This window comes from Pontibacter sp. FD36 (genome assembly GCF_015686655.1).
Taxonomy (GTDB): domain Bacteria; phylum Bacteroidota; class Bacteroidia; order Cytophagales; family Hymenobacteraceae; genus Pontibacter.
This window is the reverse complement of record NZ_JADPMP010000001.1, coordinates 325,852-351,124: the sequence shown is the minus strand read 5'-3', so window position 1 is coordinate 351,124 and position 25,273 is coordinate 325,852. Positions and strand designations below refer to the sequence as shown.

The following is a 25,273-nucleotide window of genomic DNA, read 5'->3' as shown; positions in this document are numbered from 1 at the left end:
TTATGAAGAAGTTAGCCCTGCACTGGCAGATTCTTATTGGTATGGCCCTTGGGGTAGCATGGGGAATCTCTGCCAGCTCCTTCGGCCTTATCGAATTCACTGCCGACTTTATCAAACCCTTTGGTACTATCTTTATCAACCTGCTCAAGCTGATTGCGGTGCCATTGGTACTCGTATCGCTGATAACGGGGGTGGCCAGTTTGAGTGATGTGAGCAAGCTCTCACGCATTGGTACCAAGACCATCGGCATGTACATCATGACCACTATCGTGGCGGTAGTGCTGGGCTTGGTCATCGTGAACCTGGTGGAGCCCGGCAAGGCTTTCTCACCTGAAAAGCGGGAAGAGTTCAAATCACAGTTTGCCGCTACCACCGAGCAGCGCTCATCCGATGCAGCCGCAGTAGAGCAGCAGGGCCCTTTGCAGGCGCTGGTCGACATTGTGCCTGACAATATTTTCGGAGCGATGACCAACAACAGCAGCATGCTGCAGGTGATCTTCTTCGCACTTCTTTTTGGCATCGCACTTATTATGATTCCAAAAGATAAGTCCGCCCCTATCAATGCCTTTTTCGACGGCGTCAATCTGGTTATACTCAAGATGGTAGACATCATCATGATGGCGGCTCCATATGGCGTGTTTGCCCTACTGGCCGGACTGGTTGTGGATTTTGCCGGCGATGATCCTGGCGCTGCCGTTGAACTCCTGTTGGTGCTGGGCTACTATGGCCTGGTGGTGATTGTAGGCCTTGGCATTATGATGCTGCTAGTATACCCTGCCCTGGTAGTCACTATCGGCAAAACCAAATACACAGACTTCTTCAAAGGTATTTTTCCGGCGCAGATGCTGGCGCTTTCCACTTCCTCCAGCGCGGCCACACTGCCTGTTACCATGGAGCGTTGTGAGGAGCGACTGGGCATCAACCGTGAGATCACCAGCTTTGTGCTGCCATTGGGTGCTACCATCAACATGGACGGTACCAGTCTTTACCAGTCGGTGGCTGCTGTGTTTATAGCGCAGGCCTACGGCATGGACCTCGACTTGATGACGCAGCTGGGCATTGTGATGACAGCGACGCTGGCCTCCATTGGGGCAGCTGCCGTGCCGGGTGCCGGTGTGGTGATGCTTGTGATCGTGCTGCAGCAGGCAGGTATCCCGATCGAGGGTATCGCCCTGATCCTGGCCCCTGACCGTATTCTGGATATGCTCCGTACTACTGTGAACGTAACCGGCGATGCAACAGTAGCCATGGTGATCGCCCAAACAGAAGGTCAGTTGCACCCGCCATCACTGGAAGACGTCGGCTTGCACGACTAACAATTTCAGAACATCCGCTTTAAACACAAGGCTGCTACCCCGCGGTCTTGTGTTTTTTTATGTACCTTGGTTAACTATACCTTACTCCATCAGGTATACAAAGGCACATTAAACAGCGTAGGCATGAAGCAGAAAGACATGCAGCTATTCCGGCTATACCCGCTTGGCGACAGCGCCATTACGGTGCAGTTCGGCGATAGCATCGATGAAGCCACCCACACCAAGGTGCGCGCCTTCAGTTCCTATCTGGACCGGCATCCTTTTACTGGTTTCAGAGAACAGGTGCCTGCTTTTAACACTGTCACGGTGTACTATGACCCCTGGCAGGCAAGTGAGCGAGGTTTCTACAACCCCTACACCCGCGTGACGGAGCAGCTGCAGCACATGCTTAAAGTGGCCCGAGAAAATGGCAAAGGTACCAAACCCCGTGTAGTGGAGATTCCGGTGTGCTATAATGGCTCCTTTGGCCCTGACCTGGAGTATGTGGCTCGCCATACCAAGCTCACACCGCAGGAAGTCATCGCCAGCCACACACGAGGCAAGTACCAGGTTTACATGATCGGCTTTGCACCTGGCTTTCCCTACCTGGGCGGTATGGCGAAAAAGCTGGCTACACCCCGCAAGCAAAATCCCAGACCACGCATCCCTGCCGGATCGGTAGGTATAGCAGGCGGTCAGACGGGCGTTTATCCCATCGAAACGCCCGGTGGCTGGCAACTGATCGGCCGTACACCACTCCGGCTTTTTGACCCTAACCGGGAACAGCCCAGTCTGCTGCAGGCCGGTGATCAGGTAAAATTTGTGGCTATTTCTGAAAAAGAGTACTGGCAGCGAAAGGAGAAATCGCATGGGGCTTGAGATCATAAAACCAGGCTTGCTCACCACGCTGCAGGATAAGGGCAGGTATAGACACCAGAAAGAAGGCATCATCACAAGCGGTGCCATGGATACCTTCGCCTCCCGGGTAGCCAACATGCTGGCCGGCAACCCGGAGCACGAAGCCGTGCTGGAGATAACACTCCTCGGTCCTACTATCCGCTTTACAGAGGATCAACTGATCGCTTTGACTGGCGCTGATCTGTCAGCTGAACTTAACGGAGAGAAGTTGCGTCTGTGGCGTCCTTTTTTTGTGAAGAGCGGCAGCGTTTTGTCTTTTGGAGCGCCCCAATCCGGCTGCAGGGCTTATATGGCCGTGTCGGGTGGTTTTGATATACCACAAGTAATGGGCAGCTACGCCACCTACCTGCAGGCAGGTATAGGCGGGTATCAGGGACGGGCACTGCAGGCAGGTGACTTTATACCTTGCAACAGCCCTACTGCTACAGGTATAGCGCTGTTTTCACAGGCAACAGGCACTACAGACGGCCACGATTACCTAGCCGCCACCTGGACACCCGACCCGCAGTTTTACCCCAATTACAAGCCTAACCCGACCCTTCGGGCTATTAAAGGCCCCGAGTTTGAGCTCTTTTCTGACACCAGCCAGGAGCAGATCTGGAAAGAGCGCTTTCAGGTATCTAGCCAGTCGAACCGGATGGGCTACCGCTTGCAGGGCGTGTCGCTATACCTGAACGAAGCGACGGAGCTTATCTCGAGTGCCGTTACTTTTGGCACGGTGCAGGTGCCGCCTGAGGGCAAGCCAATTGTGCTGATGGCCGACCACCAGACTACAGGCGGTTACCCGCGCATCCTGCAGGTAGTTAGCGTCGATTTGCCTATATTAGCCCAGGTTGCGCCGGGGCAGACCATTGCGTTTGAGGAAGTATCGCTGGAAGAAGCCCAGCAGCTTTACATCCGACAGGAGCAGAACCTGACACAGCTGGCACACGCCATCCACCTAAAACACAGCAAATGAACATACCCCTCTCCGTTGACCTGAACTGCGACCTGGGCGAGAGTTTTGGCGCCTATCGTATAGGGAATGACGAGCAAATACTTCCCTATGTAACCTCGGCCAATATAGCCTGTGGCTTCCATGCCGGCGACCCTGGCGTGATGCGCAAAACCGTGGAGCTTTGTCTGCAGCACAATGTAGCCATCGGCGCCCACCCCGGCCTGCCCGACCTAGTGGGCTTTGGGCGACGCAATATGGCCGTTTCAGCAGAAGAGGTATACGATATGGTGATTTACCAGATAGGAGCGTTGCAGGCTTTCGTGCAGGCGGAGGGCGGCAACCTGCACCACGTAAAACCGCACGGCGCTCTTTACAACATGGCTGCAACCGATGTGAAGCTGGCTGAGGCCATTGCAGAGGCCGTGTACAAGGTAAAGCCCGAGGCACTGCTTTATGGTCTGGCTGGAAGTGAGCTGATAAAAGCTGCCAATCGACTCAATCTGAGAGCTGCCAACGAGGTGTTTGCGGATCGTACTTACCAGCAGGACGGCACCCTCACCTCCCGCCGACAGCCCGACGCAATGATCACCGACCCAACCAAAGCCGTAAACCAGGTGCTGCGCATGGTACAGGAGGGTAAAGTGCAGTCGCAGCAGGGAGTGGATATAGGTATACAGGCTGATACGGTTTGCATACACGGCGACGGCCCGCATGCCCTGTCTTTTGCCCGCCATATACAAGAAACTTTGCAGCGCGAAGGTATAGCGCTTGCCTATCCAACCGTGCAGCGCCCATGAAGCAGAAACGCAACTGGAGCGTCCTGCTCGGTGCCGCTTTCCTGATGGCAACATCTGCGGTCGGACCCGGCTTCCTCACCCAGACCACCGTTTTCACGCAATCGCTTGCGGCCAGTTTTGGCTTTGTGATACTGGCCTCTATTATCCTCGATATCGGGGTGCAGCTCAACGTATGGCGCGTGATTGCCGTGTCGGAGAAGCGGGCGCAGGACATTGCCAACCTGGTGCTGCCTGGACTGGGTCTGTCTGTGGCGGTGCTCATTGTGCTCGGTGGCTTTGCGTTCAACATCGGCAACGTAGGCGGGGCCGGATTGGGATTTAACGTGCTGTTCGGAATTTCTCCGGAGTTGGGGGCCATTATTGCGGCAGGTATAGCCATCGGAATATTTCTGGTGCGGGAAGCCAAAAAAGTGATGGACCGCTTTGCCCAGTTTATGGGCCTGTTGATGATCCTGCTGATCGTCTATGTGGCCATCACCTCTGCACCTCCAGTGGCCGAGGCCGTGACCAAAACTTTCATACCTGACCAGATTGATTTTATCTCGATCATCACGCTCGTAGGTGGCACAGTAGGCGGTTATATTACATTTGCAGGTGGTCACCGTCTGCTCGATGCCGGCGTGAAAGGCGAAGCTTCCCTGCCTGAGGTAAACACCAGTGCTGTGTCAGGTATAACGGTAGCCTCCATCATTCGCATTTTCCTGTTTTTGGCAGCACTGGGAGTGGTGAGCGAAGGCCTCGTACTCGACGAAAGCAACCCGCCAGCCTCCGTGTTTCAGTTGGCGGCTGGCAATGTTGGCTATAAGTTATTTGGCATTGTGATGGTGTCAGCGGCTATTACCTCTGTGATCGGCTCGGCTTATACTTCAGTGTCTTTCATCAAGTCCTTCCACCGGAGCATCGAGCGGAACGAGAACTGGTTCATCATAGGCTTCATTGCCATCTCCACCGCTATCTTCGTCACGATTGGCCGTCCGGTGCATCTGCTTATCCTGGCTGGCGCCCTCAACGGCCTTATCCTACCGCTTACGCTCGGCACTATTTTGATCGCTGCTCACAAAACCAAGGTCATTGGCAGTTATAAGCACCCACTGTGGCTCACGGTCTTCGGAATACTGGTCGTGCTGGTGATGGCCTGGATGGGAGGCTATACCTTGGTGAAGCAGCTACCAGCGTTGTTTATCTAGGCCTGAGAGTGCTATACTTTGTTTGGCTCGTATGTAAATTTTCCTATATTGTATAAAGTTTTCTCACCTTAAACTTTCTACAATGACTCGCCTCCCTACATCAAAACCAGCAGTCGCCAGTATTTGGGGATTCTTTGCCTTGAGTTTTGCCTTTTCGTGGTTAGTCTGGGGCGCTATTCTGGCGCTGCCACTTCCTGACGATCTGCTGCTGCCTATTATTATCCTGGGCGCTTTTGGGCCATCCTTTGCAGCGATCTACCTAGTGCAGCGTTATGGTCAGGCAGCAGAGAAGCGTAACTTCTGGAACCGGGTTTTCAGTTTCAGCCGAATTGGTTGGGTATGGTACCTGGTCATTCTGCTTATCTTTCCGGCGATTTACTTTCTAGGTTATTACATCTACTCTTTCTTTGGTGGCACACAGCCGCCGGTTGCGAGTTTGTTCAGCGGCCTCGACTCACCTTCGGCCATACTTACTTTTGCGCTGATCATGCTATTCGCAGGTCCAGTTTCAGAAGAACTGGGCTGGCGTGGTTACGTACTGGACCCCCTGCAGGAAAAATACGGCGCTGTTGCAGGCAGTTTATTACTAGGTATCTTTTGGATACTTTGGCACCTGCCGCTATTCTTCATCGAAGGCACGTCTCAGCATGCCAAAGGCTTTAGCTATCAGTTCTGGTCCTGGTCTTTCCAGTTGATTATGCTTTCTTTTGTCTTCACGTGGGTATACAACCACACCCACCGCAGTATACTGGGCGCTATCCTGCTACACCTAATGGCAAACATAGCGTATCCTGCTGGTCTTGATCTGACTGGGGAAGTGATTTTCACTTTACTCAGGTTGATTATTGTGCTTGGGATTGTAGTTGCCTGGAAGCGACGGAAACCTATCCAATTAACCTTGGTGTCAAATTAAAAAAATGAACCTCGACGCCTTCAAAGCCAGCCTGTCCGCTCCCACGCCTCCGCTACAGGCTTCGGTATACCTGCAGGCGCTGTGGCATGATGCAAAGGGCGACTGGGACAAAGCGCATGTATTGATCCAAGATCTACCAGACAAAACCGCCGCCTGGATTCACGCTTACCTACACCGCAAAGAGGGTGATACCTGGAATGCAGACTATTGGTATAGCCGGGCAGGCCGCAAAAGACCAGAGATCTCTCTTCAGCAGGAATGGGAAACTATTGTCACCGACTTGCTTCAGGTATAGGCGCTTTCAGGTATAAACAACTCCCAATACCTATCATAAAAAAGCCAGAAGCAGTACGAATACTACCTCTGGCTTTCCCTTCTTATCTTATCCTTGCTTAACTCCTAAAAATCATCCTCGTCTTCCTCCTCCCCAAAACTCGGCATCGTAAACATACCGCTGAGTAGGTCCTTGAACTGCAGGCCGGTGCTGAGGCGGTTTTTGCTGAGCTGGCTGTGTTCTGCCAAACCATGCAGGGCAAACTCCATCATAAACAGCTTCTCCTCGCCTTTTGCATCGGAGCGGTGTTTTTCTATTAGTTCGCTCAGGCCAGGTATAGCTTGCAAAGCTTTTTTGTATTCCGAGGCAGGCGCATCATTCAGGATATCCACTGTGTTACCGTCGCCAAACCAATCTGTTATTTTCTTATAAGGATTTCCTTCTTTTGACTTTTTGGCTTTGTCTGGATCGGGGAAGTACTGGAGGAACTGGGTGCGGATAGCCTTGCCCATCAGCACTTGCGCTACGTGTCCTGCGCCTTCCTGCTCGCCTTCGTACACGAGTTCCACTTTACCTGTCACAGCAGGTATGGTGTTTAGGAAGTCAGACAGACGCACATAGGTTCTGCTTTCACCATTCAGCAAGGCCCGGCGCTCTGCAGCACTCAGCAAACTCTCGAAAGCGGAGATGGTCAGACGGGCCGACACACCACTCTTGGCATCAACATACTCACTCTCACGGGCCTCAAAAGCCACTTGCTCTATCAGGTCGCTGATGATGTCGTTGGTGGTAACAAGTTCTTCCTGCTCTTCTTTCACATGTGCTTCCTGCTTCGTGATCTTCTTGCCGATCTCGATGGACTTCGGATAATGTGTGATGATCTGCGAGTCGATACGGTCTTTCAGCGGCGTTACGATGGAACCACGGTTGGTATAGTCCTCGGGGTTGGCTGTGAAAACAAACTGGATATCGAGCGGCAGGCGGACTTTAAAACCTCGGATCTGGATGTCGCCTTCCTGCAAGATGTTGAACAAAGCCACCTGAATGCGGGCCTGTAAATCGGGTAGCTCGTTGATGACAAAGATGCCTCGGTGCGACCGCGGAATCAGGCCGAAATGGATCACCCTTTCATCAGAGTAGGGCAGTTTCAGTGTAGCCGCTTTGATAGGGTCAGCATCACCGATCAGGTCCGCTACCGACACATCGGGAGTAGCCAGCTTTTCGGTATACCTGTCGGAGCGGTGCATCCAGCCGATGGGCGTATTATCGCCATGCTCGTGCACCTGATCCTTAGCAAAACGCGAAAGCGGCTGCAGTGGGTCGTCATTTAGCTCAGAGCCTTGGACAACAGGTATGTACTCGTCGAGCAGGTCTACCATCAGGCGGGCAATGCGCGTCTTGGCCTGTCCGCGCAAGCCGAGCAGGTTGATGTGATGCATCGAGAGGATAGCCCGCTGCAGGTCCGGCACCACGGTTTCTTCATAGCCCCAAATGCCCGGAAACACTTCTTCTTTGCACTGCAGCTTGGTGATCAGGTTACGACGCAGTTCCTGCTTTACAGTTTGCGGTTCGTACCCGGCAGCACGAAGCTGGCCAAGGGTTTTTATTTTCAGTAAGTTTTCTGCTGGGATGTCTTTGTAGTTCATTCTTTTTATTGTTGAATGCTAAATTGCTTAATGGTTAGTTTACCTTCTATGTGTAGACCCACCCCTACCCCCTCCGAGGAGGGGAATTGCTTGAGTATTAAGATCTTTAATTCTCAAATTCTTAAACTCCTAAACTCTCAAACTTTAAAAGCTTTTCTTTCGGTTACGACCGTAATCCCGGAACACCAAGTGCCCTAAGCCTTTCAGCGAGCTGTAGTAGGCCTGGCCGTTGTTCACTTTGGTAAACTCGTCTACGAATTGCTGTAGGTATGGGTCCGACGCAATCATAAAAGTGGTGATTGGGATCTTAATGCGACGGCAGGCTGCAGCCAGGTTCAGTGTCTTGTTCACCACTTTGCGATCCAGGCCGAAACTGTTTTTGTAGTAATGCAATCCTTCTTTCAGGCAGGTCGGTTTGCCGTCCGTGATCATGAAGATCTGCTTGTTCGGCGTCTTGCGCTTCCGCAGGATATCCATGGCCAACTCGAGCCCGGCTACGGTGTTGGTATGGTAGGGGCCCACTTCCAGGTATGGCAGGTCCTTGATCTCGATCTGCCAGGCGTCGTTGCCAAACACGATCACATCCAGCGTGTCTTTCGGATACTTCTGCTTCACCAGTTCGGCAAGCGCCATGGCCACCTTTTTGGCGGGTGTAATGCGGTCTTCCCCATACAAAATCATTGAATGTGAGATGTCAATCATCAGCACCGTTGCAGACTGCGTTTTGTGCTCTGTCTCCATTATCTCGAGGTCCTGCTCAGTCAACCGGAAGTCAGAGAGGCCGTGGTTGATCTGGGCGTTACGGATCGAGTCCGTCATGGAGATCTGCTCGATCGCATCGCCGAAGCGGTATTCGCGGCGGTCTGTGCTGGCCTCGTCGCCTATACCTGTCTGCGGTGTGGCGTGGCTTCCCTTGCCGCCTTTCTTCAGCTTGCCAAAGATTTCTTCCAGCGCACTTTTCCGGATGTTCTGCTCACTCTTTGCCGTGAGTTTCAGCACACCCTCCTCCTGTGGGTTCTCATCGATGTACCCGTTTTTCTTGAGGTCTTCGATGAAGTCGCCAATGCCATACTCATCGCCCGTCAGGCCGTACTGCTTGTCCAGCGAACTTAGCCACGACAGCGCCTCGGCCACATCACCGGAAGTGATCATCACCAGCTGCAGAAAGATCTTAAGCAGCGACTCGAAGCCCTGCTTATCATCCTGCGGTGGTATGTACTCTGCAAATCTATACCCTATACTCATATGCTCTCTCCTGATTTATAACCTAACAACGCTGCACAGGTGAATGTTCTTGCGCACCGCTTCTTATACGTACAATATCACATAAGCACAGGTGTAGTAACAATAAGCCGCATGCGAGAGTACCTTATATACAGATACTAACCAAATTAAATCACAATGAAAGCAATATTCAACGATATCGTAATCGCAGAAAGCGAGCGAACCGTTAAGGTGGGCGGCAAGCATTATTTCCCACCAAACGAAGTGAATCATCAGTACCTGGAAGAAAGCAGAACGCATACTACACAGGAAGGTATGGGCGAGGCTTCTTTTTACCATGTAAAAGTAAACGGAGAGGTTGAACTTGATGCAGCCTGGTCGTATACAAACCCCGAAAAGAAGGCAGAAGAAGTACGAAGCTACATTGCCTTTACAGACGTTGTCGAACTAAAAGACTAACTAATGCCCATAAAAAGAGCGGGGCCTGTCAGAAAACTGACAGGCCCCGCTCTTTTATAATTCTATCACACAGGATTAGTCGATCCAGCGGAACTTATACTCTAGTTGTGGCGATCTCATACGCTCAGCTACTCTACGCAGGCGATCTGGCAAGGCGATCACGTAATCGCGGGCACGCTCACCAGCGTCGTTCAGACCAGTCACTGTTTCAAGCTTCCACTCTTTCACGAGGTCTTTCAGAATATCCGTATAGTCAAGCGCCGTGTATACATTGATACGCTGAGCAGCATCGGTGAAGTGGCCGAAGGTTTTGCCCATGTCCACACCCAACTCACGCATGTAGTGCGCAGGCATTACAATTTTCTTGCGCATCATGTCTTCAAAGGCCAGCATCATCTCATTCGGATCGGCTTCAAATATTTTGCCTACAAAAGCCTTGTACGCCTTGGCGTGACGGGCCTCATCAGAAGCTACATAGCCGCAAAGCTTTGCCAGCATGCCATCGCCCTGTTTCTTGGCAATCTGGGCTACGCGGCGGTGCGACAGGTTAGTAGCTGTTTCCTGAAAAGAGGTATAGACAAAGGCACGGTAAGGGTCATTATCTGTCTGAAGGTCAAAACCATCGGCGATCAGGTACTGCGTGGACGCCTCCATCTCACGCATGTTGATGCGACCGGTCAGGTATAGGTACTTATTCAGCAGGTCGCCATGACGGTTTTCTTCGGCAGTCCAGGCGCGGTTCCACTTCATCCAAGGGCTATCCTCGTTGCTTGGCACATCCTTGATAGACATCAGCCAGCTTTCATAAGTTGGCAGTGCTTCTTCTGTAATGGTATCTCCTACCAGCACGGCCAGCAGGTCATAACTCAGGTCACGGGCACGCTCCTGCAGGTTTTTAATTTCTTCAAAGAAATTTTCCATACGGGCGTCGGGCAGCAAATCAGCAGGCTGCCAACTGTCTTCAACAGACTTGAGGAACTCTGTCATCTTTTCTTGGACAAAGTCTTCCATCCATTTCATGACTTCTACACGGGAGGCAATGGCTGTAATCATGGTGTTGTTTTAGGCGATTGAATTTCAAATATAGGCATTTATACTAAAATAGTAATCCGCAGCGTCATATTAAGTTCATGCACTGCTAAAAAAGAAAATCGGACTCGGAAGCGTGTTTAGACTCCAACCTGCCAGCTCTTCAGTTGCACAAACCACAAAACACGCCTGGGATAATTATTACTTACGTAGAAAGACAAAACGGTTTTCATTTTCACCCCCAATATGTAGTAAGTCCCTGACAGAGTGCAATTTCAGCGGTTTAAAAGCTTCTGATACAGCGTTCTAATGAAGCGAAGGTCTACTTTAAGTTTGCTAAGGAAATGAATGGTATGGTAAACCGGTCCTAGTCCGGCGTGCTGCCGCAGGAGCTCCAAAAACTGTTCCGCCTGCCGGTAGTGACCGGTCAGGTAAGCATGGCGTGCCTCGTACTGCAGGCGGCGGCTCAGCGCCTGACGCTCTTCAGGATTTTGCACCAGTTTAGCCGCTTTCTCGCAGACAAGCACGGTGGAGTTCAGCTGCCTGTCACCCGGCTTATACAATTGCTTCGAGAGCGACTGGGCGTGCAAGCGGCGTCTGGTCGTGATGGCATCCAGAAAGAAGTACTTATACCTGCGGGAAGAACGCACCCAGAAGTCAAAGTCCTCATAGGCCAGCGCTTCGTCATAGCCCTGCAGGTCTACAAATACCTGCCGCTTCATCATCATAGTAGGCGGACAGATAAAATAGCGGCTCAGCAGGTGCTGAAAGATGTCGCCGGAAGGCGCAAAGGAAATTACTTCACCGGCTTTGTTGCGCTGGCAGTGGAAGCGTACGTGCCTGCCATTGTCGTCTATATACTCTGCATCCGAATAAACAACCCCATAGGTTTCGTTCAGCTTTCTGAATGCTGCCACCTGCTGCGCTACACGCTCGGGCAATAGGACATCGTCGGTGGCAAAGTCGATGATGTAGTCGCCTTTGGAGGCCCGCCAGGCCATATTGAACGCCCTGGTATTGCCCTGATTGGTGCCTGTGCTCATGAAGGTGAGCTGCGGATATTTTCGGACATATTCCTGGATGACGGCCACACTGTTGTCGGTGCTGCTATCGTCCATGATGATGATCTCCAGATGAGGATAGGTTTGGGCCAGCACCGAATCCAGCGCCTCGGAGATGAAGCGCTCGTGGTTGTAGCACAGGCAAATGACCGATACCAGCGGAAGTGCAGTAGCATCAGCCATGGCGCTCAAAGAAAGTCTGAATGTTAGCAATTACCGCCCCCTGTTCAGCCTCCGCCATACCCGGAAAAAGCGGCAGACTCAGGCTTGTTTCGGCGAGTTCTTCTGCTACCGGAAAGTTTCCTGTCCCATACCCCAGCCAGGTATAGGCCTCCTGCAAATGCACGGGAACCGGGTAGTGTATGGCCGTCTGTATACCTTGGGCTGACAGGTATAGCTGCAAGGCTTTACGCTGCCTGCTGCGGATGTTGAAGATGTGGTAGACATGCGTACAGCCCGTCGCTGTGACAGGCAGCACCAGGTCGCCTATACCTTGCAGTGCTGTCAGGTATACCTGTGCCAGCCGTTGACGCTCGCTGTTCATTGCATCAAGGTGTTGCAGCTTGATACACAGCACGGCCGCTTGCAGCGCGTCGAGGCGGGAGTTAATGCCTATGATTTGATTGTGGTATTTCTGCTGTTGTCCGTAGTTGCGGTACATGTGGGCGTAGGCAGCCAGTTCAGGATCGGAAGTAACCACTGCCCCACCGTCACCCAGCGCTCCCAGGTTTTTGGTCGGGTAAAAACTGGTGGCACTGACACGGCCGAAGCCACCAACCGGACGGCCTTTGTAACTGGCACCCTGCGCCTGGGCAAAGTCTTCGATCAGGACCAGCTGATGCTGTTGCGCCAATGCCATAAGGCCGTCCATCTCGCAGGCCTGCCCGTAGAGGTGCACGGGTATGACGGCTCTGGTGCGGGAGGTGACATGCGCAGCGGCCTCTGCGGCAGTCAGGTTACAGGTATGGCGGTCGGGTTCGGCCAGCACAGGTATAGCGCCTACCTGCACCACGGCATTCACAGTCGCGATAAAGGTGTTAGCCGGCACGATCACTTCGTCGCCTGCGCCTATACCTGCGGCTTTCAGAGCCACCACCAAGGCATCGTAGCCATTGCCTACGCCAATGGTCATACCCGCCTGCACATACCTCGCAAACTCACTTTCGAATTGCTCCACCGCTTCGCCCAAAATGTACTGCTGACTGAGCAAGGCGCCTAGCAGTGCCTCCTCCACCTGCTGGGCTATACCTGCAGGGTAGTCACGGAAAGCGAAATATGGGACCTGGGTTGTAGACATAGGTATAGGCTTTTACAGGGCCAGGTGTGCTGCCAGGCGCTTAAAAGTGGCGTAGTCGCGGATGTAGTCGGAATCCTCGAAATCAGTGGAAGTCAGGCAGACCGCTATGGTGCCTGGGGCAAAGTGCAGGTCAGTCCAGCACATGGCCGGCAGGTATAGCCCTGTAGCCGGATTATCCAGCACGAAGGTCTCCTTGCTGCGCCCATTGTCCGTTTCCACGGTAATGCTTCCCGTCACGGCTACCAGCACCTCTTCAGTGGCTTTGTTGGCATGCTGCCCGCGCAGCACACCTGCCGGAGTACCGTAAGTCCAGAACACCCGCTTGATCTCAAAGGGTATGTTTTGAGCCAGCTGTGTAGAGGCGATAAAGCCTATCTCTTGGTTACCGGTTTCGGTTAAGTGGATCAGGTATGGCGTGGCAGACAAATGGAAAAATTTAGTGCAGCCACAAATTAAAACATTTTCGGTTAATGTGCCTATAAAAGGGGCATGGCTTGGCGCTTGCTGGCGCTTCTGTTACTTTTGCAAATCAGGTCCTGTTGCAGGCCTTTGATGCTATACCTATGCTATACCTGATCCTGAGTGTGCTGTCGGGCGTTTCGCTCGTGTTTATTTTCAAGCTTTACCAGCGCTTCAATGTACATACGTTTCAGGCCATCGTTGTCAATTACGTTGTCTGTATCCTGGTTGGGCTTACCTTTCCGGGAGGCACTGATGTGCTGCAGGCAGGTGTGTTTCAGAAATCCTGGGCACTGCATGCGCTGGTGCTCGGTGCAATTTTTATCGGGGCTTTCTACCTGATTGCGCTCTCTACCCAAAAAGTGGGTGTAACTGCGACCTCCGTGGCAGCTAAAATCTCGCTGGTCATTCCGGTGCTGTTTAGCTTGCTGGTGCTGCAAAATAGCGTGAAGGAATACTCGGAGGTCAACTATGTGGGCATGGGCCTGGCGCTGGTGGCGATTGTGCTTTCCTCGGTTCGCCCTGGCTCCGGGGTAGGCAAACCCTCCGCACGTTTGCTTAGCTTCGCGCTGCCGTTCATCATTTTTCTGAGCAGTGGCTTTGCCGATTCGCTTATCAACTACGTAAACGAGTATCACCTCCAGGCCCACGAAGCAAGCCAGTTCACGATGCTGACTTTCACTGCCTCCGCTGTACTCGGTTTGGTGGTGCTACTCTACCAACTTTTCACCGGCAGTACCTCATTCAGGGCTAAGAGCATCTGGGCAGGCATAGCCTTGGGTGTGCCCAACTATTTCTCTATCTTTTTCCTGATTATGGCCCTCTCAGCCTTCGGTAACGATGGTGCCTTCCTCTACCCCGTCAATAACATGGGCATCATCATGGCGGGGGCACTGGGAGCCGTCATGATATTCGGGGAGCGGCTGAGTGCGATCAACCTCCTCGGTCTGTCACTGGCAGTGCTGGCACTGGTGCTGCTTTCGTATCAGGAATTAGCCGCCAATCTGTTTTAATTATGGAAGATACCTACCGTACCATCGAGGCTCCCTCTGAAGGCCTTTACAAAGAGAAAGGCAGCAAGTTTATCGCCTTAGCCTACCCCGTATACTCGGAAGAGGAAGTGAAGGAGGTCCTCACTGACCTGCGCAAACAGTATTACGATGCCCGCCATCACTGCTATGCCTACAGCCTGGGCGCCGACAAGAACCGCTACCGCGCCAACGACGACGGCGAGCCCAACCACTCCGCCGGCGACCCCATCCTGGGCCAGATCCGCTCCTTTGACCTGAGCAATGTGCTCATAGTAGTGGTACGCTACTTTGGGGGCACCAAACTCGGCGTCAGTGGCCTCATCACCGCCTACAAGACCTCCACTGCAGAAGCCCTCAACAACGCCACGATCATTGAAAAGCACGAAACGACGTTGCTGCAGGTACACTTCGCTTACCCCCAGATGAACGACGTGATGAGTCTGGTGAAAGAATACGAACTCGGCGTGAAAGACCAGCAATTTGAACTCGACTGCCGCATGAGCCTGGAGGTACGAAAGAAGCTGGAAGAAGAAGTGCGGGGTAAATTTGAGGGGATTGAAGGAGTTACTGTGACTGTCTGAATCAGGATTTGAAGAGGGCTCTACCCTCAACAACCAGTTACATCGCCAACTGCAAAATTGCCCTAAGCAAAACCTAATTTTTATTAACTTGTACAGCTGCAGTACACCCTAATAACCCAATGGCTAAGAAAAAACGTCAACGCTCCCGCCACAAAATACTTGACCGTAAGCTCGGCATCAGCCCGGGTACGCTCTTTATACCTACTGAATCGCACGCCCCACGCTACTTCCTGATGTCGTTTAACGAGCAGCTATTCAAAGAGCAGGAATTTGTTTCTTATGCCGAACTGTTGCAGCAGGTACAGTCCCAGCCCAACGCCACACATTGGATCGACATCCGGGGCTATGCCGACCTGACTATGCTGGAACTGCTCAAGCAGGACTTCGGCATACACTCGCTGCAGATGGAGGACGTGATCAATGACTACCAACGCCCCAAGGTAGACGAACTTGACGACCGCCTCTTCATCATCACCCGCATGCTGCGCTGGAAGGAAGAGTACCATACCCTGGACGATGTGCAGCTCTCGGTTTTCTCAGGTCCTAACTATGTGCTTACCCTGCAGAGTGACTACGATGATTGTCTTGACCCGCTCCGTGAGCGCATCCGGGTCGGCAAGGGCGTCATCCGGCAGCGGCCACCGATGTATGTGGTATATGCCATCCTGGACGTGGTGCTCGATTATTACTTCCCGGTTATGGGAGCCATCGGCACTTACATTGAAGAGCTGGAGCAGAAGATCCTGGATAAGCCTTCGAAGCAGACCCTGCGGGAGATCCTCGATCTGAAGAACGAGCTGATCAAGCTGCGCCGTATCGCCTGGCCGGAGCGCGACAAAATGAATGAACTACTGCGCATGGACGAGGACATTATACCTGACAACCTGAAGGTATACTTCCGCGATGCTTATGACCACACCATCCAGCTGATCGACCTGATTGACAGCCATAAGGAGATGTCGACGAGTTTGGTGGAGCTGTATATGTCTACAGTGAGCAACCGCATGAATGAGATCATGAAAGTACTCACGATCATCTCCAGTATCTTTATCCCGCTGAGCTTTATCGCCGGGGTATATGGTATGAATTTCTCCCGCGAAGACCCTGAAACGGGGGAAGTGTTCCGACTGAGCATGCCGGAATTATACCAACCCTATAGCTACCCGATACTGATGACGCTAATGACCACGCTGGTGCTGGTACAGCTATACCTGTTTTATAAGAAAGGTTGGTTTAAAAGTTTTTAAGTGAGAATTCATACCTGCGATTCCTGAAAGCTAACCCTTGAATAACAGCCTTATACCCTCGATTACCAAGATCCTTACAGGATGACAAAATAAAGCAGAATGAATCTACTTAGTAGAACTGTAAGGGAGATTAAGCAGTTCTAATTCGGCAGCTTAAAATTGAGTTTCTGCAGTTCGTTGCGGAACACTTTGTACACAGAGTAGTTATTGCCCACCTCATTGTAGTGGATGCTCACGGCTTGGTTGCTTTCCAGCGACCTGCCCCCTATCAGGCGGGCATCCGGACCGTATAGGTATGTTTTCTGTGGGCCGGTTTCGGTGATGGCGTATACTTGGTTGCCGCCCCCGAAGTTGAAGTACTGCACGATCTTCGGGGTTGAGGTCACATAGCGTTTCTCAAATAGCTCCTCCAGATCCTGGTCGAAGGCAGCTACTTTTCCCTGGTCCTGACGCACGATGATGTAGGAACGGCCACTGGCATCGGGCACGAGGTCGAACATGGCACTCTTGCTTGGGCGCGGCAGCTGCTCCCGCTTCACCACCTGTCCCTGCAGGTTGAATTCCACTACTTCTCCGTAACGTGTCACTACCGTTACTACAGAGCGGCGTAAGTCAGCCCCGGCACGTATGACGCCTTCTGATGTGATAGGCACCCGCAAACTGAAGGGAAATCCCGGATAGGTTTCACCTTTGGTGTTCAGGGCGTACACATAGCCGTTTTCGAGCAACACCAGGATGACATCGCGACCTCCTACCCGCACATGCTGTGGGGTAGCGGCCAGACGGTAGTCCATGCGACGCGGCTGCCAGCCAGGTATAGCATTGCCTCGTGTGTCGAACATGTGCAGGTTACCCAGGGCGTCATCCACCAGAAAGCGGTAGTCACGGTTTTTCTCGAAATCGAACACGGCCAGGCGCTGCAGGCGAAGCGTGTCGCCCACATTAAAAGGAAAGTGCTCCAGATTACGCCCCAGGTTGTCGATAGCTTGGATGCGTGTAGCAGTCGCGAAAACGTAGCGCAGTCGCTTGTCGTTGCCAAGCTCGACCTGCTGCAGGCTGCCTCGCACCTGAGTTTGCAAGGAGTCGGTCCAGCCGCGACTGCCAGTGGAGGTAATGTTGTGCAGCACCTGCATAGAGTCCTGCACCACCACTTCACGGCTGCGGTCTATGGCGTTCTGAATCGGATAAGGCGGTGATATGAGGCGGCTTGCAAACGGAATGGTCAGTTCCTCCTCAAAGCCCTCCTGCCCGCTGTCGGTACTGCGCTCCTGCCTCCTGAACAGCACACTGGTATAATACTGGTTTTCGGCGCGGGCAAACTGCACACTCACCTGGTTAAATCGCCTGATCAGGCTGGAGTTCTGCAGCAGATCCTCACGGTTCTCCTCCTGCACATAGCGGTTCAGGATATACCAGGCATTCACAGTGTTCAGATACAGACTGAAGTTACCTTCCTGCAGCGTTTCCTCCAGAAAAGACTTTTGTGCCACCGAGCGCCCCCATACCTCACCTGCATTGATGTCGTCGATGAGCGCACGCAGACTGGCGATATCTGGTGAGAAGATCATGTAATTGTCGAGCTGCAGCACGTAGCTCTGTTCAAAGCCGGAGAACAGGCTGCCAAACAAACGGGCGGGCAGCTCCTCCAGGTCCAGCAGTTGCAAGGTATAGTTGCCGTATTGCTCGGTATAGATCTTCTCGTTTTGTGCTTTGCTTAGCTGTTGTGCCAATGCCTGAAGGCGGGCCCCGGTTTTGCCGCTACTTTCCATGCGGGCAATGACCATTTTGTCGGGGCTCGTGTTCATGTTGTATGACTCCATGTAAGCCAGCGCGATCTCCTGATTAAAGGACCGGGCCAGACTATCGATGGTGGGGCTATACGCATCTTTGGGGGCTTTGCCATCGCGCAGACGTGCCACCTCCCCTACTCCAAAGTGCATCAGCATGGCCGTGCGGGTCGGCAACAGCAGCTTGATTTCGAGCGGGCGTGGTTTGGAAGGGTGTAGTTGCGCCTGAAAAGAGCCTTCAAGTGTCTCTGGATTTGAGAAACCGTTTAGGAAAAGCTTGTTCCGGTCGAGCTTGAGCTCCAGCATGGCATTGCGGCAAAAGCTGCTCAGGTAGCGCACCTGCGGCATCAGGTCTTCCTGCACGAAGAGTCCCAGCAGGTCAGGCAGGGCACGGTAGTTCACAAATACATTGGCATACACATCAGCCTGGCTCAGGTAGTTAACCTTCTTGTAATCAGTGGCGATGGAGGTCAGCTTTCCACGCTTGATGCGGCGCACGATCTCTTCTACCAACACAGGCGAGGCACTCAGAATGATGTTGTTGTGATAAGAAAAGTAGGTGAAGCTGGTGCCTAACTGCGTGTTGTTCACGTCGGTCAGGAGCATGCCCTGGTACTCGCGACTCTGCTCCGTAAATGTCGGACTTTTGACAAGATTTTCGGTGAGTGTGCGCAGAAAGCGGTGCTCCCCCACCGACACTACCGGTATGTAGTACACAAACTCCACATCGGTTTTACCCAACACATGGATCGAGGTGAGTATGTTCTTTTTGTCCAGGAAACGATCGAGGCGCTGGTTGCCGGGGGCCACACTGTCAAGCATGGCCATGTTCTCCTGAAAGCGCTGCGTCACCGGAAGCAGCGAGAAACTTTCCCATAGCGCGGTTTCCTCCAGGTGCTCTCTCAGCTCGCTGTGGTTATTTGTCTCCACCACAAAAGCTGCCGTCTCAGGTACCAGCGTCCAAAGGTCTACCTTCAGTCGGGAGTCCTGCCACCTGCTAAAGCCATAATAGACCAGAGAGGCCAGCACTACAAATGCGATGAAGTAAAAGACAATGCGTTGCGGCATAGCGAAGGTGTATGAGGTTACAAATTAACCGAAAAAATTAGAAATCACCCGAGTCAAACTGCTACAGTGCTATTCCTTACATAAAACATCCAGATTTATCCAATTTTGGCTATGGAAGGTGTACCCGGCCACCAGCGCGTGCGTATATATGGGCCAACCCATCACAGCCATCTATGTATCGCATTCTTATACCCGTTGATTTTTCGGAGGGCTCTACCAAAGCCTGCCACTACGCACTGCAGCTTGCCGCCGGCGTGCCTGGGGCTAAGCTCCTGCTGCTGCACTGCTTCCAGGATTACCTAGCCGATGGCGATCCCATACCTGCCAGCGCCGCTGGTCTCAGCCCATCCGATCAAATTGCAGAACGCGTGTTGCATCGCAATGAACTGGAGGCACAGGAACAGCTTGAAGAACTGTACCGGGAGCTACTCCCGAAAGCGCGCAGCCTGGGTAGCAACCTGCAAATGGAGCGGGCTTTTATACACGGCCTTCCGGAAGAGGAAATACTGGAACAGGCAGAGCGCTTCCGGCCCGCACTGGTGGTGATGAGTACGAAAGGAGAGTCCAGCATAGGCCGTGCGGTATTCGGCACGGTGTCCACCAAGGTGATGGAGGAAACCAATGTACCCATCCTGACAGTACCCAGCCATTACGAGGGTGCTATACCCAGTCGCATTCTCTACGCCACGAACTTCGGCAAGACAGATGTTACCGACATAGACCGCATCCGGCAGTTGTTCAGCCACCTGCAACCCATGATCTACTGCGTGCACATTTCAGACGATCCGGAAGAGGACCGCGAAAAGTTGTTGCAACTGCAGCAGAACCTGCAACAAGCCCCTGAAAGTGACATCCGCTATGCCCTGCTCGAAGGTGACGACGTAGCACAATCCCTGCAGGACTTTGCCCGCAGCGAAGGCATCGACCTGCTTGCCCTCACCACACAGGAGCGCAGCACGTTTGAGTCACTGTTTAATCCCAGTCTGGCTAAAAAGATGGTGCTGCATGCGCCCATGCCTGTGCTGGTGTTCCACAGCAGGGTTTAGGCTCTACCCTCCACAGGTTGGGCAAGCAATTGCTGCAAGGCCTGGTAGTAGCGATCCAAAGCGCCCTCGCTGGTGCTCAGGAAAAGAAAAGGCTCGATCAGTTCAAGCTCCATCAGCACCAGTTCGCCGTTCAGCTCCACCCCGTCAACGCGGGCGTACAGACAGTCTTGTGCAAACTGCTCCACGATGGTGGCGGCAGTTTGTAGCATACCTGCCGGGGGCGTAGGCGTATGTACACTGCCACCGAAAAAGTGCTGTACCCGGAAGTCGCCTGACTTGGCTGTTTTGAGCACAGCATGGCTATACCTGCCGTTAAAGAAAAGGAAGGACCACTCACCCTGTGTTCTGATCTCCTCGAGAAAGGGCTGTGCCAGGAATGGCTCATGCTGCAACAGGGCATTGATACGATCCGTGTAAGCGCCAACCTCTGCCTTGCTGATGGCCATGGTGTTCTTGGCGGCACCGCTTACCCTTGGTTTCACGATGATCTTGTCGCGTCCGATCGCCTGGAATACCGCCTCAGCATCAAAGCGACTGCCCTGCTCCAACCACACGGTAGGCACAATCTTAACACCTTGCGCCTGCATATCTTTAAAGTACTGTTTGTCAGCGTTCCATCGCAGTGTCTTCACGGGATTGAGCACCGGGCAGCCCATTGCCTCCAGCTTGTCAAGCCAGGTATAGAAGGCATTTATTTTATCGAAGTAATCCCAGGGCGATTTGATGATAATGGCGTCGAAAGCAGTCCAGTCCACCTGCTCATCATCCCATACCTGAAAAGAAATTTCATGGCCTTTTTCCGCTAAAAAACGGTACAGACGCTCATCTTCGCTATCGGCATTGGTAGTATAATCGCCTAAGCTCTGACAAGTGACCAAAGCTATTTGTTGTAATGACATAAATAATGATATTTGCGCAAAATTATACTTTCTAGCCCGCAGAAGCTACAGAATAAATTTCCAATTAGTGAAAACTTTAAGAACGTCAGTTCTCGTATGTAAAGTATAATTTGCTTGCCCGCTTTTTAATCTACACCATGTTACATCTTATCAGCCTCAGCCTACGACACAGGTACAGCCTCTCTGTACGCCTGCTGGTTCTGCTGTTGCTGATCACTACCACGGCGGGTGCCTGCAGCACTGAAGGCACGCACGACGAGCACTCGGACGAACCACAGGAGCGTAACCCGCAGCACATGGAGCCAGACACCATGCTGGCCAAACGCTCGACGGGCGGACCTCCGGCTACGATTGATTTCCTGGGCAACCCATTTCTGTCAGACTACCGCCAGAGCAAGAAACTGGACGCTTACTTTGCCCGCATCAGCACTGACTTCACACTCGATGCCGACCCAGTGGAAAATATCCACCGCCCGGCTATTACGGACACGATCTACACTATCCGTTTTGGCGAATCGGTAATTGAGCTCTACGCACCTACCCAGACTGGTGACCTGCTCCTGCAGGTAGCTGACATCCGCAATGCAGGCATTGCCCTACGCAATAACATGAAGGTAGGTATGAGCCAGCCGGAGCTGATGACAAAGCTTAAAAACTTTGACGTGCGCATTCTGCAAACCAATTCTGAAATTGTGGCAACTTCTGTGGAGGGTGCTCCGATCTCGCTACGCTTCTTCCTGAAAAACGGCAAAGTGAACAGGATCAGGTATGAGGGCTATGTTGATTAACAAAAACCGCCCAGGGCATAAGTGATTCAGAAACCTTACCTTTGCTGCTGAACCAAAGGTATACCTCATGCGCATCGTCATCCAACGCGTTACCCAAGCTTCCGTTACCATCGACAACCAGGTAAAGGGCGAGATCGGACTCGGTCTGCTGCTGCTGGCAGGCTTCACCAACGACGATACAGAAGAAGACATGAAATGGATTGCCAGCAAGGTGGTACAGCTCCGCATCTTCAGCGACGCCGATGACAAAATGAACCTGAGCGTGCAGGATGTACAGGGCGACCTGCTCGTGATCAGCCAGTTTACGCTCTATGCGCTCACCAAAAAAGGCAACCGCCCCTCTTACATCCAGGCCGCTCCTCCTGCCGTAGCTATACCTCTGTACGAGCGATTTGTAGTACTGCTTGAAGAGGCACTGGGCAAAAAAGTGCAGACCGGCGAGTTTGGTGCTGACATGAAAGTGGCCCTGCTCAACGATGGCCCTGTCACCATCACCATCGACTCCAAAAACCGGGAATAATTTAGATCTACACAGAACACATTATGACCATCGCAGAAGCCCAAACCATCGTTGACAACTGGATCAAAGAAAACGGTGTTCGCTATTTCAACGAACTGACCAATATGGCTATCCTTACGGAAGAGGTAGGTGAAGTAGCCCGCATCATGTCACGGCAGTACGGTGAGCAGTCGTTCAAGAAAAGCGATGAAGGCAAGCAGCTCTCCGACGAACTGGCTGACGTGCTTTTTGTGCTCATCTGCATCGCCAACCAGACAGGTATAGACCTCACCGAAGCCCTCCGCAAAAACCTGGAGAAGAAAACCTCCCGCGACAGCGAAAGACACAAACAGAACGAGAAGCTGAAGTAAGTTTGAAAGTTTAGGAAGGAAGAATTAAGAGTGATGTTTAAAATAGAATAGGGCCGGTCTATCAAGACCGGCCCTATTCTATTCAGTGGTTATTATTAATAATAGGTCTACCTGTTAAAAGCGAATAAACCCTTTCTTTTGAGATTTCTTAAACTCCCAAACTCTTAAACTCTTTCAGGTCTACCAACCTATCCCTTTTCCATACCGGCAGCACGTTGTAGGTGTCGTGCTGGAGGCAGAATTCGATGTCCTTGTGGATCTCGAGATTTTCGAGGCGGCGCACGTGTGAGGACTGACGCAGGAACGTGACCATATCATCCTTAGCGGCGTGGTACAGGTATAGCGAAGCCAGTGTGGCGTCATTCTCAAACTCAAACTCACCCTGCAGTCGCTCAGCCAGTGCGCCGGCGTACAGTGTGTCTTCGAGGTTGAACTTGCCTTTCCAGCCGGCGCAGACCACGAGCACATCCAGTTGCAGTTCGCGCAGGTGCTGTGCGACAGACTCCAGGTTCAGGAAAGCCCCTACTATGATTTCCTGCGCTGCTTCTGACATGCGGATGGCACGGGTGCCGTTTGTGGTGGTAATGGCCACCGTACGGTCCTTCACTTGCCCGTTCATGTAAGCAAAAGGTGAGTTACCTAAATCAAAACCCTCGGCCTTGATGCCATTTCGCTCAGCGGCTGTCAGGCAGCCTTGCTCGGCATAAGCACGGCACTCCTCGAGTTGCATCACAGGTATAATATCAGTGGCACCATGTGCAAAGGCCGTCACCATCGTAGAGGTAGCACGCAGAATATCCACAGCCACCACTGCCTTCCCCTCCAGTTCATACAAGTGCAACAGCTCCGGGCTGTAGCACACATCTATACTCGGCATTGTTTAATTGTTGATTGTTACATTGTTGATTGTTGATTGTTAAAAGGTCCGACCCAGCGAACCACGATTAACAACCAGCAATCAACAATCAGATTACTTCTTTACAAATGGCAGCTTTACGATCTGGCCTTTCATGTCTTTGTTGCGCACGCGTACAAACACCTCTGTGCCTGGCTTGCTGTACTCAGTCTGCACATAGCCCATACCGATGCCTTTGCCCAAAGATGGGGACATCGTGCCGGACGTAACTTCACCGATCTGCTCACCTTCGGCGTTCACGATTTCGTAATGCGCTCTAGGTATAGCTTTCTCCAACATCTCAAAACCCACCAGCTTCTTGCTCACACCAGCGGCTTTCTGCTCCTTCAGGTTTTCTGAATTCACAAACTCCTTATCAAACTTGGTGATCCAGCCCAGACCAGCCTCCAGGGGTGAAGTGCTGTCGTTGATGTCGTTGCCGTAAAGGCAGAAGCCCATCTCCAGACGCAGTGTGTCGCGGGCGCCCAGACCAATTGGCTTGATGCCCTGCTCTTTACCAGCTTCCATGATCGCATGGAACACCTTCTCGGCGTCCTCATTCTTCACATAGATCTCAAATCCACCAGAGCCAGTATAGCCTGTGGCAGAGAGTATAACATCAGGCACACCGGCAAATTCACCTTTCTCGAAGGTATAGTATACCATGCTGCCCAGGTCTACAGAAGTAAGCGATTGCAGTGCCTCTACTGTCTTGGGTCCCTGCACAGCAAACAGCGACATTTCATCTGAAATGTTTTGTAGCTCCGCGCCTTTGGTGTTGTACTTGTTCACCCAGGCCCAGTCCTTCTCGATGTTAGAGGCGTTCACCACCAGCATGTACTCGTTCTCAGCCATACAGTATACCAGCAGGTCGTCCACGATGCCGCCATCCTCGTTCGGGAAGCAGGAGTACTGGATCTTGCCTGGGGTCAGTTTAGAAGCGTCGTTTGAAGTGATGCGCTGGATCAGATCAAGTGCCTCAGGGCCTTTAACCAGGAATTCGCCCATGTGCGACACGTCGAATATGCCTACGGCATTGCGCACGGTGTTGTGCTCTTCCAGATCAGACGAGTAGCGCACCGGCATGTTATACCCTGCAAAAGGCACCATTTTCGCACCCAGCGACTCGTGCACATCATTCAAAGCTATTTTCTTCAGTTCCATATCAGATTTGATTGCTAATAAAGTAGATGCCCAAAATTAAGTAAAATAAAACCGCTTCCGAAATTTTATGTAGGAACAGGATTTATATAGCCCAAAAGCTATTAATCAGGAAACCCGTCTGTCTCTGATCGCCTGCAACCGTTTTTCCACACCCGTATGTGCATAACCTTGTCTGATCCGGCACGTAAACCAAGCCGTCACTTTTTTAGCCAAAAGGAACATGCCATCTACTTCTTATTTCACCTTCGCACGCAGGACAAGTGTGCCTGATTTTTATCTGCCTGCGCCAAGCCTGACCATCCGTTTTGCCTGGCGCTTTATTTTGCTTCGCTCCATTTTTGCTAATTTAGCAGGATATCATCTGTCTAACCAAAAGCTCAGTCTGGCGCTAATCAGATAAT

The 25,273-nt window shown here is 52.2% G+C and carries 26 protein-coding genes; 16 read left to right on the top strand and 10 right to left on the bottom strand.

From position 1 onward, the window contains the following. Window positions 1-2 precede the first annotated feature (2 nt). The 7 genes from I0P70_RS01515 (at window position 3) to I0P70_RS01485 (ending at window position 6,342) form a co-directional block, all read left to right on the top strand. Entirely contained in the window at window positions 3-1,316 is a 1,314-nt protein-coding gene (locus I0P70_RS01515) for a dicarboxylate/amino acid:cation symporter (RefSeq protein ID WP_196114440.1), read from the top strand. A 123-nt stretch (window positions 1,317-1,439) separates the two neighbouring features. Then, on the top strand, window positions 1,440-2,174 hold the full coding sequence (pxpB, locus tag I0P70_RS01510) for a 5-oxoprolinase subunit PxpB (protein WP_230391928.1): 735 nt from the start codon (window positions 1,440-1,442) through the stop codon (window positions 2,172-2,174). Next, window positions 2,164-3,171 carry a biotin-dependent carboxyltransferase family protein gene (locus I0P70_RS01505; protein WP_196114439.1) on the top strand — a complete coding sequence of 336 codons (1,008 nt, stop codon included), beginning with the start codon at window positions 2,164-2,166 and terminating at the stop codon, window positions 3,169-3,171. The genes pxpB and I0P70_RS01505 overlap by 11 nt, the downstream gene beginning before the upstream one ends. After that, a complete protein-coding gene (gene pxpA, locus I0P70_RS01500; protein ID WP_196114438.1) occupies window positions 3,168-3,947 on the top strand; it encodes a 5-oxoprolinase subunit PxpA in 780 nt (259 codons plus the stop codon). The genes I0P70_RS01505 and pxpA overlap by 4 nt, the downstream gene beginning before the upstream one ends. Beyond that, entirely contained in the window at window positions 3,944-5,134 is a 1,191-nt protein-coding gene (locus I0P70_RS01495; protein ID WP_196114437.1) for an NRAMP family divalent metal transporter, read from the top strand. Before pxpA ends, I0P70_RS01495 begins: the two co-directional genes overlap by 4 nt. 82 nt (window positions 5,135-5,216) lie before the next feature. Next, window positions 5,217-6,047, top strand: a complete 831-nt coding sequence (locus I0P70_RS01490) for a type II CAAX endopeptidase family protein (RefSeq protein WP_196114436.1) — start codon at window positions 5,217-5,219, stop codon at window positions 6,045-6,047. 4 nt (window positions 6,048-6,051) lie between these two features. Next, window positions 6,052-6,342, top strand: coding sequence for a hypothetical protein (locus I0P70_RS01485; RefSeq protein ID WP_196114435.1), 291 nt, complete (start codon window positions 6,052-6,054; stop codon window positions 6,340-6,342). A 104-nt stretch (window positions 6,343-6,446) separates the two neighbouring features. Here I0P70_RS01485 and I0P70_RS01480 read toward each other — a convergent pair whose 3' ends face one another. Both I0P70_RS01480 and I0P70_RS01475 read right to left on the bottom strand, forming a co-directional pair. Beyond that, on the bottom strand, window positions 6,447-7,967 hold the full coding sequence (locus tag I0P70_RS01480) for a sigma 54-interacting transcriptional regulator (protein WP_196114434.1): 1,521 nt from the start codon (window positions 7,965-7,967) through the stop codon (window positions 6,447-6,449). Between the two features lie 144 nt (window positions 7,968-8,111). Continuing rightward, window positions 8,112-9,212: a VWA domain-containing protein gene (locus I0P70_RS01475; protein WP_196114433.1), complete on the bottom strand. Its 1,101-nt coding sequence runs from the start codon at window positions 9,210-9,212 to the stop codon at window positions 8,112-8,114. Window positions 9,213-9,368: 156 nt separating this feature from the next. Here I0P70_RS01475 and I0P70_RS01470 point away from each other — a divergent pair, with 156 nt between their 5' ends. Next, a complete protein-coding gene (locus I0P70_RS01470) occupies window positions 9,369-9,650 on the top strand; it encodes a DUF427 domain-containing protein (protein WP_196114432.1) in 282 nt (93 codons plus the stop codon). A 75-nt stretch (window positions 9,651-9,725) separates the two neighbouring features. Here I0P70_RS01470 and I0P70_RS01465 read toward each other — a convergent pair whose 3' ends face one another. The 4 genes from I0P70_RS01465 to I0P70_RS01450 all read right to left on the bottom strand — a co-directional run bounded on the left by I0P70_RS01465 (window position 9,726) and on the right by I0P70_RS01450 (window position 13,463). Beyond that, window positions 9,726-10,703 carry an acyl-ACP desaturase gene (locus tag I0P70_RS01465; RefSeq protein WP_196114431.1) on the bottom strand — a complete coding sequence of 326 codons (978 nt, stop codon included), beginning with the start codon at window positions 10,701-10,703 and terminating at the stop codon, window positions 9,726-9,728. 251 nt (window positions 10,704-10,954) lie between these two features. Further along, window positions 10,955-11,923 (bottom strand): glycosyltransferase, encoded by a 969-nt coding sequence (locus tag I0P70_RS01460; RefSeq protein ID WP_196114430.1) that lies wholly within the window; start codon window positions 11,921-11,923, stop codon window positions 10,955-10,957. Continuing rightward, a complete protein-coding gene (locus I0P70_RS01455) occupies window positions 11,916-13,037 on the bottom strand; it encodes a DegT/DnrJ/EryC1/StrS aminotransferase family protein (protein WP_196114429.1) in 1,122 nt (373 codons plus the stop codon). The genes I0P70_RS01460 and I0P70_RS01455 overlap by 8 nt, the downstream gene beginning before the upstream one ends. Before the next feature lie 12 nt (window positions 13,038-13,049). Then, window positions 13,050-13,463, bottom strand: a complete 414-nt coding sequence (locus tag I0P70_RS01450; protein ID WP_196114428.1) for an FdtA/QdtA family cupin domain-containing protein — start codon at window positions 13,461-13,463, stop codon at window positions 13,050-13,052. A gap of 68 nt (window positions 13,464-13,531) precedes the next feature. On the opposite strand from I0P70_RS01450, the gene I0P70_RS01445 reads away from it, so the two are divergent. The 3 genes from I0P70_RS01445 (at window position 13,532) to corA (ending at window position 16,355) form a co-directional block, all read left to right on the top strand. Then, window positions 13,532-14,509: a hypothetical protein gene (locus tag I0P70_RS01445; RefSeq protein ID WP_196114427.1), complete on the top strand. Its 978-nt coding sequence runs from the start codon at window positions 13,532-13,534 to the stop codon at window positions 14,507-14,509. A 2-nt stretch (window positions 14,510-14,511) separates the two neighbouring features. After that, complete coding sequence (locus tag I0P70_RS01440) at window positions 14,512-15,108, top strand: YigZ family protein (protein ID WP_196114426.1); 597 nt, start codon at window positions 14,512-14,514, stop codon at window positions 15,106-15,108. A 119-nt stretch (window positions 15,109-15,227) separates the two neighbouring features. Beyond that, the gene (gene corA / locus I0P70_RS01435) at window positions 15,228-16,355 is read left to right on the top strand and encodes a magnesium/cobalt transporter CorA (protein ID WP_196114425.1); all 1,128 of its coding nucleotides are present in this window, start codon (window positions 15,228-15,230) and stop codon (window positions 16,353-16,355) included. A 140-nt stretch (window positions 16,356-16,495) separates the two neighbouring features. On the opposite strand, the gene I0P70_RS01430 is transcribed toward corA, so the two are convergent. Beyond that, window positions 16,496-19,210 carry a PQQ-like beta-propeller repeat protein gene (locus tag I0P70_RS01430; RefSeq protein ID WP_196114424.1) on the bottom strand — a complete coding sequence of 905 codons (2,715 nt, stop codon included), beginning with the start codon at window positions 19,208-19,210 and terminating at the stop codon, window positions 16,496-16,498. Window positions 19,211-19,383: 173 nt separating this feature from the next. On the opposite strand from I0P70_RS01430, the gene I0P70_RS01425 reads away from it, so the two are divergent. After that, window positions 19,384-20,256, top strand: a complete 873-nt coding sequence (locus I0P70_RS01425; protein WP_196114423.1) for a universal stress protein — start codon at window positions 19,384-19,386, stop codon at window positions 20,254-20,256. Here the strand turns inward: I0P70_RS01425 and I0P70_RS01420 are convergent. Further along, window positions 20,253-21,155 carry a RimK family alpha-L-glutamate ligase gene (locus tag I0P70_RS01420; RefSeq protein ID WP_230391927.1) on the bottom strand — a complete coding sequence of 301 codons (903 nt, stop codon included), beginning with the start codon at window positions 21,153-21,155 and terminating at the stop codon, window positions 20,253-20,255. The genes I0P70_RS01425 and I0P70_RS01420 overlap by 4 nt on opposite strands. A 137-nt stretch (window positions 21,156-21,292) precedes the next feature. Between I0P70_RS01420 and I0P70_RS01415 the strand changes: the two genes are divergently transcribed. The 3 genes from I0P70_RS01415 to I0P70_RS01405 all read left to right on the top strand — a co-directional run bounded on the left by I0P70_RS01415 (window position 21,293) and on the right by I0P70_RS01405 (window position 22,813). After that, window positions 21,293-21,943 carry a hypothetical protein gene (locus I0P70_RS01415; RefSeq protein WP_196114422.1) on the top strand — a complete coding sequence of 217 codons (651 nt, stop codon included), beginning with the start codon at window positions 21,293-21,295 and terminating at the stop codon, window positions 21,941-21,943. A gap of 67 nt (window positions 21,944-22,010) precedes the next feature. Further along, window positions 22,011-22,463: a D-aminoacyl-tRNA deacylase gene (gene dtd, locus I0P70_RS01410; protein WP_196114421.1), complete on the top strand. Its 453-nt coding sequence runs from the start codon at window positions 22,011-22,013 to the stop codon at window positions 22,461-22,463. A gap of 23 nt (window positions 22,464-22,486) precedes the next feature. After that, window positions 22,487-22,813 carry a nucleotide pyrophosphohydrolase gene (locus I0P70_RS01405; protein WP_007657023.1) on the top strand — a complete coding sequence of 109 codons (327 nt, stop codon included), beginning with the start codon at window positions 22,487-22,489 and terminating at the stop codon, window positions 22,811-22,813. Window positions 22,814-22,961: 148 nt separating this feature from the next. Here I0P70_RS01405 and I0P70_RS01400 read toward each other — a convergent pair whose 3' ends face one another. Both I0P70_RS01400 and gcvT read right to left on the bottom strand, forming a co-directional pair. Beyond that, window positions 22,962-23,690: a 2-phosphosulfolactate phosphatase gene (locus I0P70_RS01400; protein ID WP_196114420.1), complete on the bottom strand. Its 729-nt coding sequence runs from the start codon at window positions 23,688-23,690 to the stop codon at window positions 22,962-22,964. A gap of 93 nt (window positions 23,691-23,783) precedes the next feature. Beyond that, entirely contained in the window at window positions 23,784-24,872 is a 1,089-nt protein-coding gene (gcvT, locus tag I0P70_RS01395; RefSeq protein WP_196114419.1) for a glycine cleavage system aminomethyltransferase GcvT, read from the bottom strand. A gap of 220 nt (window positions 24,873-25,092) precedes the next feature. Between gcvT and I0P70_RS01390 the strand changes: the two genes are divergently transcribed. Beyond that, complete coding sequence (locus I0P70_RS01390; protein ID WP_196114418.1) at window positions 25,093-25,272, top strand: hypothetical protein; 180 nt, start codon at window positions 25,093-25,095, stop codon at window positions 25,270-25,272. The last annotated feature ends 1 nt before the right edge of the window (window position 25,273 follow it).

Coding starts and splice junctions, on each gene's coding strand:
- I0P70_RS01405 (WP_007657023.1), top strand. CDS start 22,487: ATGACCATCGCAGAAGCCCAAACCATCGTTGACAACTGGATCAAAGAA.
- I0P70_RS01465 (WP_196114431.1), bottom strand. CDS start 10,703: ATGATTACAGCCATTGCCTCCCGTGTAGAAGTCATGAAATGGATGGAA.
- I0P70_RS01430 (WP_196114424.1), bottom strand. CDS start 19,210: ATGCCGCAACGCATTGTCTTTTACTTCATCGCATTTGTAGTGCTGGCC.
- I0P70_RS01490 (WP_196114436.1), top strand. CDS start 5,217: ATGACTCGCCTCCCTACATCAAAACCAGCAGTCGCCAGTATTTGGGGA.
- I0P70_RS01425 (WP_196114423.1), top strand. CDS start 19,384: ATGTATCGCATTCTTATACCCGTTGATTTTTCGGAGGGCTCTACCAAA.
- I0P70_RS01460 (WP_196114430.1), bottom strand. CDS start 11,923: ATGGCTGATGCTACTGCACTTCCGCTGGTATCGGTCATTTGCCTGTGC.
- I0P70_RS01440 (WP_196114426.1), top strand. CDS start 14,512: ATGGAAGATACCTACCGTACCATCGAGGCTCCCTCTGAAGGCCTTTAC.
- I0P70_RS01420 (WP_230391927.1), bottom strand. CDS start 21,155: ATGTCATTACAACAAATAGCTTTGGTCACTTGTCAGAGCTTAGGCGAT.
- pxpB (WP_230391928.1), top strand. CDS start 1,440: ATGAAGCAGAAAGACATGCAGCTATTCCGGCTATACCCGCTTGGCGAC.
- dtd (WP_196114421.1), top strand. CDS start 22,011: ATGCGCATCGTCATCCAACGCGTTACCCAAGCTTCCGTTACCATCGAC.
- I0P70_RS01480 (WP_196114434.1), bottom strand. CDS start 7,967: ATGAACTACAAAGACATCCCAGCAGAAAACTTACTGAAAATAAAAACC.
- gcvT (WP_196114419.1), bottom strand. CDS start 24,872: ATGGAACTGAAGAAAATAGCTTTGAATGATGTGCACGAGTCGCTGGGT.
- I0P70_RS01415 (WP_196114422.1), top strand. CDS start 21,293: ATGTTACATCTTATCAGCCTCAGCCTACGACACAGGTACAGCCTCTCT.
- pxpA (WP_196114438.1), top strand. CDS start 3,168: ATGAACATACCCCTCTCCGTTGACCTGAACTGCGACCTGGGCGAGAGT.
- I0P70_RS01390 (WP_196114418.1), top strand. CDS start 25,093: ATGCCATCTACTTCTTATTTCACCTTCGCACGCAGGACAAGTGTGCCT.
- I0P70_RS01515 (WP_196114440.1), top strand. CDS start 3: ATGAAGAAGTTAGCCCTGCACTGGCAGATTCTTATTGGTATGGCCCTT.
- I0P70_RS01505 (WP_196114439.1), top strand. CDS start 2,164: ATGGGGCTTGAGATCATAAAACCAGGCTTGCTCACCACGCTGCAGGAT.
- I0P70_RS01485 (WP_196114435.1), top strand. CDS start 6,052: ATGAACCTCGACGCCTTCAAAGCCAGCCTGTCCGCTCCCACGCCTCCG.
- I0P70_RS01495 (WP_196114437.1), top strand. CDS start 3,944: ATGAAGCAGAAACGCAACTGGAGCGTCCTGCTCGGTGCCGCTTTCCTG.
- I0P70_RS01475 (WP_196114433.1), bottom strand. CDS start 9,212: ATGAGTATAGGGTATAGATTTGCAGAGTACATACCACCGCAGGATGAT.
- I0P70_RS01400 (WP_196114420.1), bottom strand. CDS start 23,690: ATGCCGAGTATAGATGTGTGCTACAGCCCGGAGCTGTTGCACTTGTAT.
- corA (WP_196114425.1), top strand. CDS start 15,228: ATGGCTAAGAAAAAACGTCAACGCTCCCGCCACAAAATACTTGACCGT.
- I0P70_RS01455 (WP_196114429.1), bottom strand. CDS start 13,037: ATGTCTACAACCCAGGTCCCATATTTCGCTTTCCGTGACTACCCTGCA.
- I0P70_RS01470 (WP_196114432.1), top strand. CDS start 9,369: ATGAAAGCAATATTCAACGATATCGTAATCGCAGAAAGCGAGCGAACC.